Here is a 16941-nt window from a genome sequence, read left to right as displayed (position 1 = left end):
ACACTTTTTCAAAGATCTGACTGTTCCCTTGAAAAAACATGCTTCCTCACGGGTCCCAAGATGAAACATCCGGGTTCCCCGCCTTTCAGGATGCCTCTCGCGGGCGACCTAAGAAATGGAACCGCATCAGGGTACGCTCCCGTGCTCTGGCGTGGTCCACTACCGGCAGTGGATAGTCGATGCCTAAACGCAGTCCACAGGCCTGCAATTCCAGCGGCTTCATGCTTGCAGGGAAGTGGAGGTGCTTATCAGGAACACACGCCAGCTCCGGGAGATAGCGGCGGATGAACCTGCCATCGGGGTCAAACTTCTGCGACTGCGCCACCGGGTTGAAGATGCGAAACCAGGGCTGAGCGTCGCAGCCGGTTGACGCCGCCCATTGCCAGCCGCCATTGTTGGCAGCCAGGTCGTAGTCGTTCAGGTGCTGGGCAAAGAAGCGCTCGCCACGGCGCCAATCGATACCCAAATCCTTGGTCAAGAAGCTCGCCACCACCATGCGCAGCCGGTTGTGCATGTAGCCCGTCTGCAGCAGTTGGCGCATGGCGGCGTCGACCAACGGATAGCCAGTGCGCGCTGCGCACCATGCCTGCCAGTACTCAGGCGCGTCATCCCACTGGACCCGGTCGTACTCGGGGCGGAATGCCTGGGTGACCACGTGCGGGTGGTGCCACAGAATCATGAAATAGAAGTCGCGCCACGCCAGTTCGGACAGCCAGGTCTGCGCGCCTTCGCAGCCTTGCGCGGCCTGTCGCGCGGCCAGTGAGGCCAGCTGGCGGATGGACACGGTGCCAAAGCGCAGATGCACCGACAGGTAGGACACGCCTTTACGCCCAGGAAAGTCGCGCGCCAGCTTGTAAGCCGCCATGCGCGGCAGAAAATCCTGCAGCAACTGCTGCGCGCCGCGCGAGCCCACAGGCAGCTGCAAATCAGCCAGGTTGGTGGCCACGAAGCCCAGATCCGCCAGCGTGGGCAGCCGCTCCCCCGCCGGGGGCACGGCCAGGTGATGTGCGTGGCGCTCCACGGGATAAGGCTTGGTCTGGAAGGCATCCAGCTTCTGCAGCCAAGTGCGTTTGTATGGCGTGAAGACGCTGTAGGGCTGGCCCTGCTGGTTCAGCACCTCGCCCTGCTCCAGCAGCACCTGGTCCTTGTAGTCGCTGAACGCGATGCCACACGCCGCCAGGCCGTCTGCCACCCGTCGGTCGCGGGCCAGGGCTGCAGGTTCGTAGTCGCGATTGGCCAGCACTTCGCGCACGCCCAGGCTGCGGGCCAATTGCACGATGCACTGCACCGCCGTACCGTGGCGCACGATCAGGCCGCCGCCGGGGGCGCCACTACGCGCCGCCAGCGCGCGCAGGTCCTCATCCAATGCGCACACGCTGGCGTGAATGAACTCCACCCGCCGGTCGCACCGGGTCGGCAGCGCATCGAGGATGTCGGTGTCAAAGACGAAGACGCAGTACACGCGTTCGAAACGGCGCAGTGCGTGGTACAGGGCGGCGTGGTCATGGCAGCGCAGATCGCGCCGCAGCCACACAAGGGCGCTGGCTGGCATGGGACGGGAAGGACTGGTCTGGCTGACGGCGCGGCAGTGCCCCTCAGGCCTGCATCACCACGGGGCCGCCCTGCTCCAGCGCCCGCTGGTAGGCCGGACGCGCCCGCATACGCTGGCGGTAGGCCACCAGGTGCGGCCAGGCCGTTTCGTCGCCCCCGCGCGCGAGGGCCGCCTCCACGGCAAAGCTCATCTGAAAATCGGCCATGGTCAGGTAGCCCCCGGCGAACCAGTCGTGCTGTGCCAGGTGCGCGTCCATGAAAGCCAGCGCGGTTTGCACATTCGGGCCGATGAGTCTTTGCTGCACTTTGGCGCACAGGGTGCGCGCGATGGGGCGCACAAAAAACGGCATGGGCTGGCGCGCAATGGTGTCAAACACCAGCTTCATCACCAGCCAATTCATCAGGGACCCCTCGGCGTAGTGCATCCAGAACCTGCACTGGCGCTGTTCTCCCGTGCCGCGCGCGGGTTCCAGATGGGCCAGATCCGCCGGCGCCTGTGCGCCGTAGCGCTCGGCCAGATACTCGATGATGGCGCCAGATTCGGCCACCACCATGTCGCCTTCGGTGATGACGGGCGACTTGCCCAGCGGGTGCACCCGCTTGAGCTCTGGGGGCGCCAGCTTGGTCGCGGGGTCACGCGAGTAACGGCGGATATCGTAGGGCACGCCCAGTTCTTCCAGCAGCCACAGAATGCGCTGGGAGCGCGAGGTTTCCAGGTGGTGAACGGTCAGCATGGGCGGCATGGTAGTGCAGTCGCGCGCGAAGGGTTGGCGCCTGCCGCGGCACGGCGTGCCCCGCCATGGGTGTGCTGTCCCTCGCGCCGAGGCCCGGACCCACGTCCCTCACTTCGCCAAAGGAGCGCGGGGCGCTTTGCAAACTATATTTTTGATAGCTTATAGCGCTTACTCATCAACGCTTAGCGCCGATTTTCATCCAAAGACGGATCAACGCCGGCTGTAGATCTGGTCAAACAGTGCGCCGTCCGCAAAATGCTCCCGATTGGCCTTGGCCCAGCCACCGAAAGCCTGGTCGATGGTGGCCAGTGTGAGCTTGGGGAATTGCTTGTCGTACTGGGCCTTGGCCTTCTCGCTGGTTGGACGGTAGAAGTTCTTTCCAGCGATGTCCTGCCCCTCGTCGGAATAGAGGTAGGCAAGGTACTCCTCCGCCAGCGCGCGCGTGCCCTTCTTGTCCACCACCTTGTCTACCACCGCCACCGTGGGTTCGGCCAGGATGGACAGCGATGGCACGACGATCTCGAACTTGTCCTTGCCGAACTCCTTGAGCGCAAGAAACGCCTCGTTCTCCCAGGCCAGCAGCACGTCGCCCACACCGCGCTGCACGAAGGTGATGGTCGAGCCGCGCGCACCCGTGTCGAGCACCGGCACGTTCTTGTAGAGCTTGGACACGAAATCCTTGGCTTGAGTGTCGCTGCCGTACTTGCGCTTGGCGAACTCCCAGGCGGCAAGATAGTTCCAACGGGCCCCGCCGCTGGTCTTGGGGTTGGGTGTGATGACTTGCACGCCGGGCTTGACCAAGTCATCCCAGTCCTTCACGCCCTTGGGGTTGCCCTTCTTCACCAAGAACACGATGGTGGAGGTATAGGGCGCCGAGTTGTGCGGGAGGCGCTTTTGCCAAGCGGGCGCCAGCAGGCCGTGCTGGGCCAGCGCATCCACGTCTCCGCCCAGGGCCAGCGTAGCCACGTCGGCGTCGATGCCATCGATGATCGAACGCGCCTGCTTGCCCGAGCCGCCGTGCGACTGTTTGAACTGCACTTCCTGCCCCGTCTTGGCCTTCCAGTGGCGTGCGAAGGCCTGGTTGTAGGCCACATAGAGTTCACGCGTGGGGTCGTAGGACACGTTGAGGAACTGGGCGGGCTGCGCGAACGACGGCAAAGACGTCAGGGACATGACCGCCGTCAGGGCGGTGGCCAGGGGAAACTTGATAAAGTCGCGGCGATTGTTCATGAAGGGCTTTCGTTGCAGGGTGCGTCGGTGCGGTTCACCGATGCAAGGCATTCTGGAAGTCGCCCTTCAAAATCCAAACCAATAAGATTTCAGTTCGTTATTCCATTGACGTCTGAAGTTTCAGCAAGGAATCGCTCCATGGCACGTACCGTCCACTGCATCAAGCTCGGCAAGGAAGCCGAAGGCCTCGACTTTGCGCCCTACCCCGGCGATCTGGGCAAACGCATCTATGACAACGTGAGCAAGCAAGCCTGGGCCGACTGGATCAAGCACCAGACCATGCTGGTCAACGAGAACCGCCTGAACCTGGCCGACGCGCGCGCCCGTCAATACCTCGCCCGCCAGATGGAAAACCACTTCTTCGGCAGCGGCGCAGACGCTGCGGCGGGTTATGTGCCGCCCAGCGCGTAACGCAGTGCAGCGCTGCAAGAAGCGGTTTCGCTAAAGCCACTTTTTTGGCGCGGCGCAGACGCTGAGGCTGGCTGCGTCCCGCCCGGCGCATAACGCAGCGCTGCGCTGAAGCAGCGCCTCTTTGCAGTCGCCCCCGTCGCATCACTGTGGCGGGGGCGTTGCCGTTGTAGCCCACGGCGCCTGGCAGGCGGCCCAGGCCCGGCTCCCTGAGGAGATATTCATGTTGCCGTCGGTGTCATTGCTGGACTCGTTCCAGTTCTCACAGTTCACCACCCTGCTGGTGATCTACCTTGTGGCCATCACGGCCGAGGCCATGTCTGGCGCGCTGGCCGCAGGCCGGCGCAACATGGACATCTTCGGTGTCAGCGTGATCGCCTTTGTGACCGCGCTGGGCGGCGGCACCATCCGTGACATGGTGCTGGGCCACTACCCGATCGGCTGGACGCAGCACCCGGAATACGTGTACCTGGTGATTTCCGCAGGCCTGCTGACGACGGTGGTCGCGCGCTACCTGCACCGGATCAAGCGCGTGTTCCTGCTGCTGGACGCCATGGGACTGATCGCGTTCTCGCTGATCGGATGCAATGTGGCCCTGGAACTGGGCTACCCGCCCGTGGTGGTGGTGATGTCCGGCATGCTCACGGGCATCAGCGGCGGCATCCTGCGCGACGTGCTGTGCAACCAGGTGCCCGTGGTCTTTCGGCGCGAGCTGTACGCCAGCGTGTCCCTGGCCGTGTGCCTGCTGTTTCTGGGACTGCGCACGATGGAAGTGGAAAACAACCTCAGCACTTTGGTGTGTTTCGCCGCCGGCCTGGCGCTGCGGCTGCTGGCACTGCACTACCACTGGCGCCTGCCGGTGTTCTCGTACCAGCAGCGCTGGGAATGACACTGTTTCTGTAATCTTTTCGCGCCTCCCGACACCATGTCCGAACCGATTGAATGGCTGGAAGACGGCACGCCCTACAGCCCGCGCTTCTCAGACCGGTACCACAGCGAGCACGGCGGCCTGGAACAAGCCCGCGGCACATTTCTCGCCGGCTGCGGCCTGCCCCAGGCCTGGCAGAACCAGCCGCAGTGGCGGGTGCTGGAAACCGGCTTCGGCCTGGGCCTGAATTTCCTCGTGACCTGGGCCGCGTGGCGCGCCGACCCCCACCGGCCACAGCGGCTGCACTTCGTTTCCTGCGAGGCCTGGCCCGTGAGCGCGGCCGATCTGCTGCGCGCCACGCCCATCGATTCCACACTGCAATCGCTGGCCCAGCAGTTGGCGGCGCAGTACTGGGGCTTGCTGCCGGGCGTGCACCGGCTCTCCTTCGACGGCGGGCAGGTGCTGCTCACGCTGTACATCGGTGACGCGCAAGCCCTGCTGAGGCAGCAGCAGCCCACGGCGGATTCGGTGTACCTGGACGGCTTCGACCCCCAGCACAACCCGCAAATGTGGGACATCCACACCCTCAAGGCCGTGGCGCGCTGCTGCCGCCGCGGCACCCGCCTGGCGACGTGGACGGTGGCGCGCGGCGTGCGGGACGGGCTGGTGCAGTGCGGCTTTGAGGTGCAGAAGGTGCCGGGTGTCCGCCCCAAGCGCGACAACCTGCAGGCCACCTACGCGCCCCGCTGGGAGCCACGCGCCGGCCAGCCCGTGCTGCCAGACGCCACGGTGGCCGCCCCGGCCCGCTGCCTGGTGGTGGGCGCAGGACTGGCGGGCGCCGCCGTGGCGGCCAGCCTGGCGCACCGTGGCTGGCAGGTCCAGGTGCTGGACCGGGCCGATCACCCTGCCGCCGGTGCATCCGGCCTGCCGGCGGGGGTGTTCGCGCCCAATGTCTCGCAGGACGACAACCTGATCTCGCGCCTGTCGCGCGCGGGGGTACGCACCACGCTGAATACGCTGGCGCAGCTTCCAGCCGAGACGCGCGGCACCGACTGGAGCGCGTGCGGCACGCTGGAGCACCGTGTAGACGGCACCACCGGATTGGCCTGGAGCGACGGGCCTGGCCTGGACTGGAGTCGCCCCGCAACACCCGCACAACTGCAGGCCAACGGCTTATCGGCAGGCACGGTGGCCTGCTGGCACGAGCACGCAGGCTGGGTGCGCCCGCCCCAGCTCATCGCCCACCTGCTGAACGACCCGGCCATCCGCTGGCACGGCAGCGCGGCGGTGGCGGAGTTGCGCCGCACCACCGTCGACGGCCAGCCCCTCTGGCAGGCACTGGACGCCGAAGGGCGCGTCCTGGCCGAGGCGGAACTTGCCGTGGTCTGCGCCGGGCACCACACCGGCCCGCTCACGCACGCGCATTGGCCCATGAACCCGTTGCGCGGCCAGTTGGCCTGGGGCCTGCATGCCCAGGCCCCCGCGGGCGCCCCCTGGCCGCCCCAGCCGCTCAATGGCAACGGCAACCTGGTGCCCCGTGTGCCGCTGCAGGACGGCGCAGGCTGGGTGCTGGGCTCCACGTTCGAGCGCCTGAAGACCGCCCTGCCCCCCAGCCCTGACGACCACGCCAAGGGCTTGGCCACCAATCAGGCCAAACTGCACGCGCTGCTGCCCCCCCTGGGCGCTGCCATGGACGCCGCCTTCACCCAGGCTGCCACCGCGCCGGACGGCCCCGTGCGCACCTGGGCGGCCGTGCGCTGCGGCGCGCTGGACCGCCGCCCCATCGTGGGGCCGGTGGACTCGGTGCGCCAACCCGGCCTGTGGCTGTGCACTGCCATGGGCGCGCGCGGGCTCACGCTGTCATTGCTGTGCGGCGAACTGATCGCCGCGCGGCTGCACAGTGAGCCCCTGCCGCTGGACGCCCCTCTGGCGCGCGCGTTGAGCAGCGAGCGCTGGCTAGGGTATGAGCCACAGTGAGCCGACACGCATTTCATATACAAATAACGGAATATATGAAGCATTAAAAAATAGTTTGTCTTTATAAGACAGACTTTTAAAGTGCGCCCATCGATGCTGCGGGCGCCATTCGGGGCCCGGCGGCACCTGTGTTGAAACGCCCACGGCCCTGCCATGTACCAGTACACCGAATTCGACCGCCAGTTCGTCCACCTGCGCGCCCAGCAATTCCGCGATCAGCTCGAACGCTGGCAGCGCGGCGAGTTGACCGACGAGCAACTGCTGCCCCTGCGCCTGCAAAACGGCTGGTACATCCAGCGCTACGCGCCCATGGCCCGCATCGCCGTGCCCTATGGCGACATCAACAGCGCTCAGCTGCGCATGCTGGCCCACATCGCCCGCGAATACGACCGCCCCACGCCCGAGCTGCTGGCCCATGCCCAGGCCACGCAGGACCAGCTGCAGGCCGCCCAGCCGGGCCTGACACTGGCCGCGCCCCCGCTGCGCTACGGCTACGGCCACTTCACCACGCGCACCAACGTGCAGTTCAACTGGATTCCCATCACCCGGGCGGCCGACGTGATGGACCTGCTGGCCAGCGTGCACATGCACGGCATCCAGACCAGCGGCAACGACATCCGCAACATCACCTGCGAGGCCTACGCCGGCATCGCCGAGGACGAGATCGTGGACACCCGGCCGTTCGCCGAGATCACGCGCCAGTGGAGCTCGCTGCACCCCGAATTCACCTACCTGCCGCGCAAGTTCAAGATCGCCTTCAACGGCGCCGCGGAAGACCGTGCCGCCACCGGCTGGTATGACATCGGCCTGCAAGCGCTGAAGAACGCGGCTGGCGAGGTGGGCTTTGCCGTCAAGGTGGGCGGCGGCATGGGGCGCACGCCCGTCATCGGCACCGTGGTGCGTGAATTTCTGCCGTGGGACCAGCTGCTGAACTACATCGAAGCCATCGTGCGCGTGTACAACAGCTACGGCCGCCGCGACAACAAGTGGAAGGCGCGCATCAAGATCCTGGTCAAGAGCGAAGGCCAGCAGTTCATCGACGCGGTGGAGGCCGAATACCGCGCCATCCTGGAGCAGGACGGCGCCCCCCACACCATCACCCAGGCCGAGCTGGACCGCGTGACCGGCCATTTCGTCGTGCCACCACTGCGGCCCGCCGGCCGGCCGCACGGCGTGAACACCTCCGGCCAGCTGTACCAGCGCTGGCTGCAGCAGAACGTGCGCGGCCACCGCATGGCCGGCCTGAAGGCGGTGACACTGTCGTTCAAGCGCGTGGGCTTTGCGCCCGGCGATGCCGACGGCGACACGCTGGACGCCCTGGCCCAGCTGGCCGACCAGTTCAGCGCCGGCGAGGCGCGCCTGACGCACGAGCAGAACCTGCTGCTGCCCTGGGTGCACGAAGCCGACCTGCCCGCGCTGTACGAGGCCGCGCGCAAGCTGGGCCTGGCGCAGCCCAACATCGGCCTGCTGACGGACATGATCGCCTGCCCGGGCGGCGACTTCTGCTCACTGGCCAACGCGCGTTCACTGCCCATCGCCGCGGCGATCACCGAGCGCTACCAGGATTTGGACGAACTGTTCGACATCGGCCCCATCGACCTGCACATGAGCGGCTGCATCAACAGCTGCGGCCACCACCACAGCGGCCACATCGGCATCCTGGGCGTGGACAAGGACGGCAAGGAGTGGTACCAGATCACGCTGGGCGGCTCCGACGGCACGCAGCTGTCCGGCCCCGCCATCGGCGGCAAGGTGGTCGGCCCGTCGTTCTCGGCCGCCGAAGTGCCCGACGTGATCGAAGCGCTGCTGGACACCTACCGCGCGCTGCGCAAGGGCAACGAGCTGTTCATCGACACCCTGCGCCGCGTGGGCCAGGACCCCTTCAAGGCCGCCGCCAATGGTGCGCGCCACCCCAAGGCGGCCGAAGAGGCCGTGGCCTGACCCCACTCAAAAGACCTTGAACACTATGAAAATCATAGCTGCTGGCGCTTTATCCCTGGGCGCTGACGACCTCAAAACCCTACAGATCACCAACGACGCCGACCTGGCCGCGCTGGCCGCCGAAGGCGCGCTGGAGGGCGTGCAGCGCATCGAGCTGCAGTTCCCCAAGTTCACCGACGGCCGCGCCTACAGTCAGGCCCTGCTGCTGCGCCGCCGCTACCGCTTTGCGGGCGATATCCGCGCCACGGGCGACGTGCTGATCGACCAACTGGTGCACATGCACCGCAGCGGCTTCAGCAGCGCGGTGCTGGCGCCCGGCGTGGACCCGGCCGCGGCCGAACGCCAGTTCGCGCGCTATGCCGCCTTCTACCAGGGCGACGTGCTGGAGCCGCGCCCGCTGTTCGCCCGGGAGGCCGCATGAGCACCGCCACGGCGGTCAACGCCGCCGAACTCGCCCGCGTCAACGCCGAGCACGGCCACGATGCCGCCGCCCTGGTGGCCTGGGCGCTGGGCCTGGGCCAGACGCCCATCGTCACCACCAACTTCCGCCCGTTCGAGGCCGTGATCCTGCACCTGGTCACCCGCGTGCAGCCGGGCGTGCCCGTGGTCTGGATGGACAACGGCTACAACACCGAGGCCACCTACCGCTTTGCCGACGCGGTGACGAAGCAGCTGGGGCTCAACCTGAAGATCTACTTGCCGCGCCGCTCCCGCGCCCACCGCGAGGCCATCGAAGGCCCCACACCCGCACTGGACGACCCGCGCCACGCCGCGTTCACCGAAGAGGTGAAGCTCGAACCCTTCGCCCGCGCCCTGCGCGAAACGGCACCGCGGGTGTGGTTCACCGCGCTGCGCGCGACCGACACCGCCGTGCGCGCGCAGATGGAGCCCGTGAGCATCAACCCCGACGGCCTGATCAAGGTCGCGCCGCTATTGCACTGGTCGTCCAAACAGCTGCACGAGTACTGCCAGCAGCACGGCCTGCCCAACAACTTTGACTACGTGGACCCCACCAAGGGCGAAGACAACCGCGAATGCGGCCTGCACCTGGCCCACTAAAAACGATAGCTGCCTGCGCTTGCCCCACAAGCGCTGGAGCCAGATTTGACTGGAACATCGAATGAACGCCCGTGTTGACTCCCAAGTGCTCAACCAGCTCAGCAACCGCCACCTGGACGCGCTGGAAGAAGAAACCATCTTCATCCTGCGCGAGGTGGCTGCGGCCTTCGAGCGCCCCGCCCTGCTGTTCTCGGGCGGCAAGGACTCGCTGGTCATGCTCAAGTGCGCCGAGAAGGCCTTCGGCGCGGGCCGCATTCCCTACCCGCTGCTGATGATCGACACGGGCCACAACTTCCCCGAGGTGACCGACTTCCGCGACTTGCGCGCGAAGGAACTGGGCGCCGAACTCATCGTGCGCAGCGTCGAGGACTCGATGGCGCGCGGCACCGTGCGCCTGGCCCACCCCGGCGAATCGCGCAACGTGCACCAGTCCGTCACGCTGCTCGAAGCGATTGAGGAGTTCCGTTTCGACGCCTTGATCGGCGGTGCGCGCCGGGACGAGGAGAAGGCGCGCGCCAAGGAGCGCATCTTCAGCCACCGCGACAGCTTCGGCCAATGGCAGCCCAAGGCGCAGCGCCCCGAGCTGTGGACGCTGTTCAACACGCGCCTGGCCCCCGGCGAGCATTTCCGCGTGTTCCCCATCAGCAACTGGACCGAGCTGGACGTGTGGCAGTACATCGAGCGCGAGCAGGTCGCCCTGCCATCGCTGTACTACGCCCACCCGCGCGAAGTGGTGGAGCGCCGCGGCCTGCTGGTGCCCGTCACGCCGCTCACGCCCCCGAAGGACGGCGAAGCGGTGCAGACGCGCACCGTGCGCTTTCGCACCGTGGGCGACATCACCTGCACCTGCCCGGTGGAAAGCCCGGCCGCCACGGCGGGCGAAATCGTGATGGAGACCCTGGCCGCCGAGGTCAGCGAGCGCGGCGCCACGCGCATGGACGACAAGACCAGCGACGCCTCGATGGAAAAGCGCAAGAAAGACGGGTATTTCTGATGACCACCGCCACTATCAATTCAATAGCTTCCAGCGCACAACCAGAAAGCGCTAGCGGCACAAATGATCACATTTCCGCGCTGCGCTTCATCACCTGCGGCAGCGTGGACGATGGCAAGAGCACGCTGATCGGCCGCCTGCTGGTGGACAGCCGCGCCGTGCTGCAGGACCACCTGGCCGGCGTGCAGCGCGGCGGAGAGACCGACCTGGCGCTGCTGACCGACGGCCTCAGTGCCGAGCGCGAGCAGGGCATCACCATCGACGTGGCCTACCGCTACTTCGCCACCGAGGCGCGCAAGTTCATCATCGGCGACGCGCCCGGCCACGAACAGTACACGCGCAACATGGTCACCGCCGCCTCCCAGGCAGACGCCGCCGTGGTGCTGGTGGACGCCACCAAACTTGATTGGCAGAACCCGCAACTCACGCTGCTGCCGCAAACGCGCCGCCACAGCCTGCTGGTGCACCTGCTGCGTGTGCATTCGCTGGTGTTTGCCGTGAACAAGCTCGACGCCGTGGCCGACCCACAGCTCGCCTACCGTCACATCCGTGCCGCGCTGGAGCAGTTCGCCCGGCACGCGGGCATCGCGGTGGCGGGCGTGGTGCCGTTGTCGGCGCTAAAGGGCTGGAACGTGGTAGAGGCCAAGCCCGGCTGGTGTGACTACGCGGGCCCGAGCCTGCTGCAGATCCTGGAGCGGCTGCCCAACACCCCGCCCGACGCCGGCCTGCCCCTGGCCTTCCCGGTGCAGTGGGTGGAGAAATTTTCTTCCTCGTCCGACACTTCGCAGGGGCGCCGCGTGTTCTGGGGCCGGGTGGGCACGGGCCGCGTGCAGCCGGGTGCGCAGGTCGCCATCTTCCCCAGCGGACAGCTGGCGCAGGTGACGCAGGTGCTGGACCATGCGCGCCGCGCCACCGGCGTGGCCGCGGGCCAGAGCGCGGGCATCACCCTCGACCGCGAGGTGGACGTCTCGCGCGGCGACTGGATCGTGGCTGCGCCCGCACCCGCACCCGCTGCCGCGGCCGAGGACGACTTCGACACCCCCGCCACCGTGCCCGCATGGCCCGGCCAGCGCGAGATCACCGCCACCGTCGCGTGGATGGACGACGAGCCGTTGGTGGCGGGCCGGGTGTACTGGGCGCTGCACGGCCACCGCTGGGTCAAGGTCAAGGTGCGCCGCGTGGTCCACCGCCTGGACATCAACACCCTGGCCGAGGAAGACGCCACCCAGCTGGAGCCCAATGCCATCGGCCATGTGGAGCTGCTGCTGCAGGAACCCCTGCCCGCGGCGCCGTTCGCGCGCAGCCGCGTGCTCGGTTCGCTCATCCTGGTCGACACCGCCAGCCACAAGACGGCGGGCGCCGTGCTGGTGAACGCGCCGGCCCCAAAAGCTTGATCAACGTTAAGGTTTCCGCGCCTCAGGCATGGTTGGCTGGCCTGCTGAGGCGGCGGTCGGCCTAAAATCGCGGGCTAACCCCATACCAGAACACAACTACTCATGACTCACGTCGTCACCGAAAACTGCATCAAGTGCAAATACACCGATTGCGTGGATGTGTGCCCCGTGGACTGCTTCCGCGAAGGTCCCAACTTCCTCGTGATCGACCCCGACGAGTGCATCGACTGCGCCGTGTGCATCCCCGAATGCCCGGCCAACGCCATCTTTGCCGAGGAAGACCTGCCCAGCGACCAGCTGGCCTTCATCAAGATCAACGCCGAGCTGACGCCCAAGTTCAAGAGCATCACTAAGCGCAAGGCAGCGCTGCCCGACGCTGACGACTGGAACGGCAAGCCCGGCAAGCTGGACCAGCTGGAGCGCTGACTCCCGCGCTCCCGCCACGCCCGCATGCACCCATCCCCCAGCAGCCCGACGCCCCAGGCCGCGGACGCCGTGGTGATCGGCGCCGGGCCGGTGGGGCTCTTCCAGGTCTTCCAGCTCGGGCTGCAGGGCATCGCGGCGCACCTGGTTGACGCGCTGCCCCATGTGGGCGGCCAGTGCGCCGAGCTGTATCCCGACAAACCCATCTACGACATTCCCGGCATCCCTGTGTGCACGGGCCAGGGGCTCGTGGAACTGCTGCAGCGGCAGATCGCCCCTTTCGCCCCCACGCTGCACCTGGGCCAGCAGGTCCACACGCTGGCCGCGCAGGCCGACGAACGGATTCTGCTCACCACCACCGCCGGCACCGCGCTGCTGGCACGCAGCGTCTTCATCGCCGCGGGCGTGGGCGCCTTCGTGCCGCGCGCCATCAAGGCCGAGGGGGTAGAGGCGCTGGCACCCGGCCAGTTGCTCTACCACCCTGACGCCGCTACGGCCACCCGTGCCGCGACCGGCAAGCGCGTGGTGGTACATGGCGGCGACGAGGCGGCCGTGCAGGCGGCGCTGGACTGCGTGGACGCTGCCGCGCAGGTGCTGCTACTGCACCGGCGCGATGCCTTCCAGGCCGCGCCCGCGCCGCTGGCGCAACTGCAGGCACTGCGCGAGGCGGGCCGCATCCAGGTCGTGATCGGCCAGATCACGGGCGTGGAGACCGCGCCCGACGGCACCCTGCAGGCGCTGGCCCTGCTGGACCCACAAGGCCAGCCACAGCGCCAGCCGCTGGACCTGCTGCTGGCCTACCTGGGCATCTCTCCCCGCCTGGGGCCCATCGCCGACTGGGGCCTGGCGATGGACCGCAAGCAGCTGACCGTGGACACGGCCACTTTCGCCACCAGCGTCCCCGGCATCTACGCCGTCGGCGACATCAACACCTACCCCGGTAAGCGCAAGCTGATCCTGTGCGGCTTCCACGAAGCCACCCTCGCCGCCTTCGCCGAGGCCGAACGGCAGGCGGGCCACAAGCTGCCCCTGGAATACACCACCAGCAGCGAACGGCTGCAGGCCCGGCTGGGCGTCGCCCCGGCCCGCTGACCTGCGGCGACGGCGCGGCGCGCCCTGCGGCAATGCGCGAGGCGCTATTGAAGCAGGAGCTTGCAGCGCGCGTTCTGCCTTGTTTCCAAATAGAAAAATGTCTAAGAATGGCTTGTAGAGTGCGCTGGTAGCTCTATTTTTCATAGCGATTGACGTTTCGGCCATCGGTTCGCGCCTGAAACGGCCGGAACTTCGCACGCGGGCGGCCCTCCACCTGGGGGTTGTCATCCCTCAGTTCCAACTCCAAGGAGATCACCCCGTGCCCTTCGCACTGCCCTTGCCGCATCGCATCCTGTCCAAAGCCCTGGCCGCCGCCGCGCTGGCCCTGCCCCTGCTCATGCCCGCCGGCGTGCAGGCGCGCGAGTTCGTCAGCATCAAGGGCAATGCGGTCAACGTACGCGAGAAACCCAGCACCCGCTCGGCGACGCTGTGGGAGCTGGGCCGGGGCTATCCGCTGCAGGTGCAGCAGCGCAAGGGCCGTTGGCTCCAAGTGCGGGATTTCGAGGAGCCGCTCGGCTGGGTGTATGCGCCGCTGACCAGCAAGACGCCGCACCGCGTGGTGACGGCACGCGTCGCCAACCTGCGCGCCGGCCCCGGCCAGCAGCACAAAACCGTGGGCAAGCTGCAACAGCATGAGGTGGTGCGCAGCCTGGGCCAGTCGGGCAGCTGGGCCCGGGTGCAGCGCGAAGACGGGCAAAAGGGCTGGGTGGCCCGGCGCCTGACCTGGGGCTGGTGATATTTCAGGTGCCGCGGCGGTGTGGGCCTGTGGCGCGCGCGGTGCCCGGCGCTCCCTCAGCCGCCCGTTACTCGATCACACGCTGCGCCACCGGCGCATAGCCATGGTTGAGCGGCCCGTGGCCGTGACCGGTGCGCACATCGGCCCCCGCAGCGATCGCGCCCAGGATGTACTGGCGAGCCAACCGCACCGCCTGCGCCAGCGGCTGGCCCAATGCGAGATGCGCAGCGATCGCCGACGACAAGGTGCAGCCCGTGCCGTGGCCGTTGTGCGTGACGATGCGCGCAGCTTCCAGGCGGTGGCGCTCGTCGCCAGGCAGGGCCAGCACATCCACCACCCGGTCGCCCGGCAGATGCCCGCCCTTGAGCAGCACCGCGCGCGCGCCCAGCGCCAGCAGGTCGGTAGCGGCCGCGTCCAGCGCGCTTTCGTCGGCAATGGCGCGGCCCAGCAGCCAGCCGGCCTCGTCCAGGTTGGGGGTGACCACGGCGGCCAGCGGGAACAGCTCGCGCACCAGCGTGCCCACGGTCTCCTCGGCAATCAGCCGGTCGCCGCTGGTGGCGACCATCACCGGGTCCAGCACCACGTTGGGCAAGCCATGGCGAAGAATCGCGTCGGCCACCACCTGCACCACCTCAGGCGAATGCAGCATGCCGATCTTCACCGCGTCTACGCCGATGTCCTCGACCACGGCGTCGATCTGTGCGCGCAGCATCTCGGGCGGAATGCCGTGGATGCCCGTCACGCCGCGCGTGTTCTGCGCGGTGATGGCGGTGATCGCGGTCATGCCGTAGCAGCCCAGGGCGCTGAAGGTCTTCAGGTCGGCCTGAATGCCCGCGCCGCCGCCGCTGTCCGAGCCCGCGATGGTCAACACGCGCGCATAGCGCCGGCCACCGCCGGGCGTCTGTGTCTCTTGGTTCATGGCAAAAATTATCGGCCAAGCCGCAGCGCATTCAACGCAGCCGCGGCAACGCCAGAGCCTGCGCCACGTCAACAACAGGGGCACCACCCCTGTGCTGTAATGCCGGCCACGGACGAAACAGGGGTGTCCCCGCCACACTAAGAACGTGTTGACGAAAGCGGCAGGCGACTGAGAAATACCCTAAGCACCCGATCCAGGTCATGCTGGCGTGGGGAGTTTCAACAGCATCGGCGCGCCGCGCGCTCCCGTTTTGTCCTTTGGTTGTTTGGCCTGGCCTTTCATCACGGACACGATGCACACTTTCCCCACCCTTCGCTCCTCCTCCCGCGTCACCATCCTAGGCGCGGGCCTCATGGGCCGCCTGCTGGCCGTCGAACTCGCCCGCCAGGGCCACGCCGTTGAGGTGCACGAGGCCGGCACCCGTGCTGCCGAAGGCGCCGCAGCCTACGTGGCCGCCGCCATGGTGGCCCCCCTGGCCGAATCCATCGTGGCCGAGCCCGGCGTGGTGCGCATGGGCGTGCACTCGCTGGCGCGCTGGCCCGAGCTGCTGGCACCGCTGGCCGCACCGGTGTACTTCCAACATGACGGCACGTTGATCCTGTGGCACCGCCAGGACGCACCCGAAGCCGCGCGCATGCGCCTGAAGTTCGAGCAGACCCAAGGCCTGGTGCCCGGGCTGCCGCGCATGCAGGCGCTGGACAGCGCTGGTGTGGCCGCACTGGAGCCCACGGCCGCACAGCGCTTCCACCAGGGCCTGTACCTGCCCGGCGAGGGCCAATTGGACAACCGCCAGGCCCTGGCCGCGCTGGCCGCCACCATGGACCAGTTGGGCGTGGTCACGCATTGGGGCAGCGCGCGCCAGCCGGCCGACTTCACTCCCGGCCAGGCCGGCCAGCCCGACTGGGTGCTGGACTGCCGAGGCCTGGGCGCGCGTGCGCAATGGCCGCAACTGCGCGGGCTGCGCGGCGAGGTGGTACGCCTGCACGCGCCCGACGTGACGCTGCAGCGCCCCACGCGCATCGTGCATCCCCGCTACCCGATCTACATCGCACCGAAGGAGAACCACGTGTTCGTCATCGGCGCGACCGAGATCGAATCCGACGACATGTCGCCCGCCAGCGTGCGCTCCACGCTGGAGCTGCTGAGCGCCGCCTACGCCGTACACCCGGGCTTTGCCGAGGCGCGTATCCTGGAGATCTCCACCCACTGCCGCCCCACCCTGCCCGACAACCTGCCCGCCGTGCGCGTAGTGCAGGATCGCGTGCTGGAGGTCAACGGTCTGTACCGCCACGGCTTCATGATCGCGCCGGCCATGCTCGATGTGGTCATGCAGGTGCTGAACACGGGACAATCCGAGCTCGCCCCTGGATTCGACCTCTCGCTGCAGCTCGACCGCGAAGCTGCGCTGCACACATGAACGTATTCATCAACCAAAACGCCGTGCAACTGCCCGATGGCGCTACCGTCGCCGACGCCGTGGCCCACCTGGCACCCCAGCCTCCGTTTGCCGTGGCCGTGAACCTGCAGTTCGTGCCCAGTGCCCGCTATGCCGCGCACGCCCTGCAGTCCGGCGACCAGATCGAAATCATTGCGCCGGTCACCGGCGGTTGAGCCT

General features: G+C 67.6%; 17 protein-coding genes and 1 riboswitch. Of the genes, 13 read left to right on the top strand and 4 right to left on the bottom strand.

From position 1 onward, the window contains the following. Positions 1 to 85 precede the first annotated feature (85 nt). From AC1PPL_RS00300 to AC1PPL_RS00290, 3 genes are all read right to left on the bottom strand, one after another. Entirely contained in the window at positions 86 to 1552 is a 1467-nt protein-coding gene (locus tag AC1PPL_RS00300; protein WP_479972367.1) for a cryptochrome/photolyase family protein, read from the bottom strand. Positions 1553 to 1595: 43 nt separating this feature from the next. Then, positions 1596 to 2285, bottom strand: coding sequence for a glutathione S-transferase family protein (locus tag AC1PPL_RS00295; RefSeq protein ID WP_479972366.1), 690 nt, complete (start codon positions 2283 to 2285; stop codon positions 1596 to 1598). A 210-nt stretch (positions 2286 to 2495) separates the two neighbouring features. Beyond that, positions 2496 to 3515 (bottom strand): sulfate ABC transporter substrate-binding protein, encoded by a 1020-nt coding sequence (locus AC1PPL_RS00290; protein ID WP_015913438.1) that lies wholly within the window; start codon positions 3513 to 3515, stop codon positions 2496 to 2498. A gap of 138 nt (positions 3516 to 3653) precedes the next feature. On the opposite strand from AC1PPL_RS00290, the gene AC1PPL_RS00285 reads away from it, so the two are divergent. From AC1PPL_RS00285 to AC1PPL_RS00235, 11 genes are all read left to right on the top strand, one after another. After that, positions 3654 to 3926, top strand: coding sequence for an oxidative damage protection protein (locus AC1PPL_RS00285; protein WP_011805062.1), 273 nt, complete (start codon positions 3654 to 3656; stop codon positions 3924 to 3926). Between the two features lie 220 nt (positions 3927 to 4146). Further along, positions 4147 to 4812 carry a trimeric intracellular cation channel family protein gene (locus AC1PPL_RS00280; protein ID WP_011805061.1) on the top strand — a complete coding sequence of 222 codons (666 nt, stop codon included), beginning with the start codon at positions 4147 to 4149 and terminating at the stop codon, positions 4810 to 4812. A gap of 36 nt (positions 4813 to 4848) precedes the next feature. Beyond that, complete coding sequence (mnmC, locus tag AC1PPL_RS00275) at positions 4849 to 6768, top strand: bifunctional tRNA (5-methylaminomethyl-2-thiouridine)(34)-methyltransferase MnmC2/FAD-dependent 5-carboxymethylaminomethyl-2-thiouridine(34) oxidoreductase MnmC1 (RefSeq protein ID WP_479972365.1); 1920 nt, start codon at positions 4849 to 4851, stop codon at positions 6766 to 6768. Positions 6769 to 6921: 153 nt separating this feature from the next. Beyond that, complete coding sequence (locus tag AC1PPL_RS00270) at positions 6922 to 8709, top strand: nitrite/sulfite reductase (RefSeq protein WP_015913440.1); 1788 nt, start codon at positions 6922 to 6924, stop codon at positions 8707 to 8709. Between the two features lie 25 nt (positions 8710 to 8734). Further along, positions 8735 to 9130 carry a DUF934 domain-containing protein gene (locus tag AC1PPL_RS00265; RefSeq protein ID WP_088886600.1) on the top strand — a complete coding sequence of 132 codons (396 nt, stop codon included), beginning with the start codon at positions 8735 to 8737 and terminating at the stop codon, positions 9128 to 9130. Beyond that, positions 9127 to 9768 (top strand): phosphoadenosine phosphosulfate reductase domain-containing protein, encoded by a 642-nt coding sequence (locus AC1PPL_RS00260; protein WP_454535563.1) that lies wholly within the window; start codon positions 9127 to 9129, stop codon positions 9766 to 9768. The genes AC1PPL_RS00265 and AC1PPL_RS00260 overlap by 4 nt, the downstream gene beginning before the upstream one ends. A 61-nt stretch (positions 9769 to 9829) precedes the next feature. Then, on the top strand, positions 9830 to 10762 hold the full coding sequence (cysD, locus tag AC1PPL_RS00255) for a sulfate adenylyltransferase subunit CysD (RefSeq protein WP_454535562.1): 933 nt from the start codon (positions 9830 to 9832) through the stop codon (positions 10760 to 10762). Next, the gene (locus AC1PPL_RS00250) at positions 10762 to 12156 is read left to right on the top strand and encodes a sulfate adenylyltransferase subunit 1 (protein ID WP_479972364.1); all 1395 of its coding nucleotides are present in this window, start codon (positions 10762 to 10764) and stop codon (positions 12154 to 12156) included. Before cysD ends, AC1PPL_RS00250 begins: the two co-directional genes overlap by 1 nt. A gap of 102 nt (positions 12157 to 12258) precedes the next feature. Further along, complete coding sequence (gene fdxA, locus AC1PPL_RS00245; RefSeq protein ID WP_011805054.1) at positions 12259 to 12582, top strand: ferredoxin FdxA; 324 nt, start codon at positions 12259 to 12261, stop codon at positions 12580 to 12582. Between the two features lie 24 nt (positions 12583 to 12606). After that, positions 12607 to 13671, top strand: a complete 1065-nt coding sequence (locus tag AC1PPL_RS00240) for an NAD(P)/FAD-dependent oxidoreductase (RefSeq protein WP_479972363.1) — start codon at positions 12607 to 12609, stop codon at positions 13669 to 13671. Positions 13672 to 14008: 337 nt separating this feature from the next. Further along, positions 14009 to 14407 carry an SH3 domain-containing protein gene (locus tag AC1PPL_RS00235; protein WP_250645006.1) on the top strand — a complete coding sequence of 133 codons (399 nt, stop codon included), beginning with the start codon at positions 14009 to 14011 and terminating at the stop codon, positions 14405 to 14407. Between the two features lie 67 nt (positions 14408 to 14474). On the opposite strand, the gene thiD is transcribed toward AC1PPL_RS00235, so the two are convergent. Beyond that, positions 14475 to 15326, bottom strand: coding sequence for a bifunctional hydroxymethylpyrimidine kinase/phosphomethylpyrimidine kinase (gene thiD, locus AC1PPL_RS00230; protein ID WP_479972362.1), 852 nt, complete (start codon positions 15324 to 15326; stop codon positions 14475 to 14477). 109 nt (positions 15327 to 15435) lie between these two features. Beyond that, positions 15436 to 15558: riboswitch (TPP riboswitch) on the top strand. Positions 15559 to 15618: 60 nt separating this feature from the next. On the opposite strand from thiD, the gene AC1PPL_RS00225 reads away from it, so the two are divergent. Both AC1PPL_RS00225 and thiS read left to right on the top strand, forming a co-directional pair. After that, a complete protein-coding gene (locus tag AC1PPL_RS00225) occupies positions 15619 to 16743 on the top strand; it encodes an FAD-dependent oxidoreductase (RefSeq protein ID WP_011805050.1) in 1125 nt (374 codons plus the stop codon). Further along, a complete protein-coding gene (thiS, locus tag AC1PPL_RS00220) occupies positions 16740 to 16937 on the top strand; it encodes a sulfur carrier protein ThiS (RefSeq protein WP_011805049.1) in 198 nt (65 codons plus the stop codon). The genes AC1PPL_RS00225 and thiS overlap by 4 nt, the downstream gene beginning before the upstream one ends. The last annotated feature ends 4 nt before the right edge of the window (positions 16938 to 16941 follow it).

The organism is Diaphorobacter sp. B2A2W2, assembly GCF_056730635.1.
The sequence above is the reverse complement of the archived record's forward strand: the minus strand, read 5'-3'. Positions and strand labels throughout refer to the sequence as shown.

Bases quoted from the DNA above. Each gene is read 5' to 3' on its own strand.
- AC1PPL_RS00280 (WP_011805061.1), top strand. From the start codon at position 4,147: ATGTTGCCGTCGGTGTCATTGCTGGACTCGTTCCAGTTCTCACAGTTC.
- AC1PPL_RS00285 (WP_011805062.1), top strand. From the start codon at position 3,654: ATGGCACGTACCGTCCACTGCATCAAGCTCGGCAAGGAAGCCGAAGGC.
- AC1PPL_RS00270 (WP_015913440.1), top strand. From the start codon at position 6,922: ATGTACCAGTACACCGAATTCGACCGCCAGTTCGTCCACCTGCGCGCC.
- AC1PPL_RS00235 (WP_250645006.1), top strand. From the start codon at position 14,009: ATGCCCGCCGGCGTGCAGGCGCGCGAGTTCGTCAGCATCAAGGGCAAT.
- mnmC (WP_479972365.1), top strand. From the start codon at position 4,849: ATGTCCGAACCGATTGAATGGCTGGAAGACGGCACGCCCTACAGCCCG.
- AC1PPL_RS00300 (WP_479972367.1), bottom strand. From the start codon at position 1,552: ATGCCAGCCAGCGCCCTTGTGTGGCTGCGGCGCGATCTGCGCTGCCAT.
- thiS (WP_011805049.1), top strand. From the start codon at position 16,740: ATGAACGTATTCATCAACCAAAACGCCGTGCAACTGCCCGATGGCGCT.
- AC1PPL_RS00225 (WP_011805050.1), top strand. From the start codon at position 15,619: ATGCACACTTTCCCCACCCTTCGCTCCTCCTCCCGCGTCACCATCCTA.
- AC1PPL_RS00240 (WP_479972363.1), top strand. From the start codon at position 12,607: ATGCACCCATCCCCCAGCAGCCCGACGCCCCAGGCCGCGGACGCCGTG.
- AC1PPL_RS00295 (WP_479972366.1), bottom strand. From the start codon at position 2,285: ATGCTGACCGTTCACCACCTGGAAACCTCGCGCTCCCAGCGCATTCTG.
- AC1PPL_RS00290 (WP_015913438.1), bottom strand. From the start codon at position 3,515: ATGAACAATCGCCGCGACTTTATCAAGTTTCCCCTGGCCACCGCCCTG.
- thiD (WP_479972362.1), bottom strand. From the start codon at position 15,326: ATGAACCAAGAGACACAGACGCCCGGCGGTGGCCGGCGCTATGCGCGC.
- AC1PPL_RS00260 (WP_454535563.1), top strand. From the start codon at position 9,127: ATGAGCACCGCCACGGCGGTCAACGCCGCCGAACTCGCCCGCGTCAAC.
- AC1PPL_RS00250 (WP_479972364.1), top strand. From the start codon at position 10,762: ATGACCACCGCCACTATCAATTCAATAGCTTCCAGCGCACAACCAGAA.
- cysD (WP_454535562.1), top strand. From the start codon at position 9,830: ATGAACGCCCGTGTTGACTCCCAAGTGCTCAACCAGCTCAGCAACCGC.
- AC1PPL_RS00265 (WP_088886600.1), top strand. From the start codon at position 8,735: ATGAAAATCATAGCTGCTGGCGCTTTATCCCTGGGCGCTGACGACCTC.
- fdxA (WP_011805054.1), top strand. From the start codon at position 12,259: ATGACTCACGTCGTCACCGAAAACTGCATCAAGTGCAAATACACCGAT.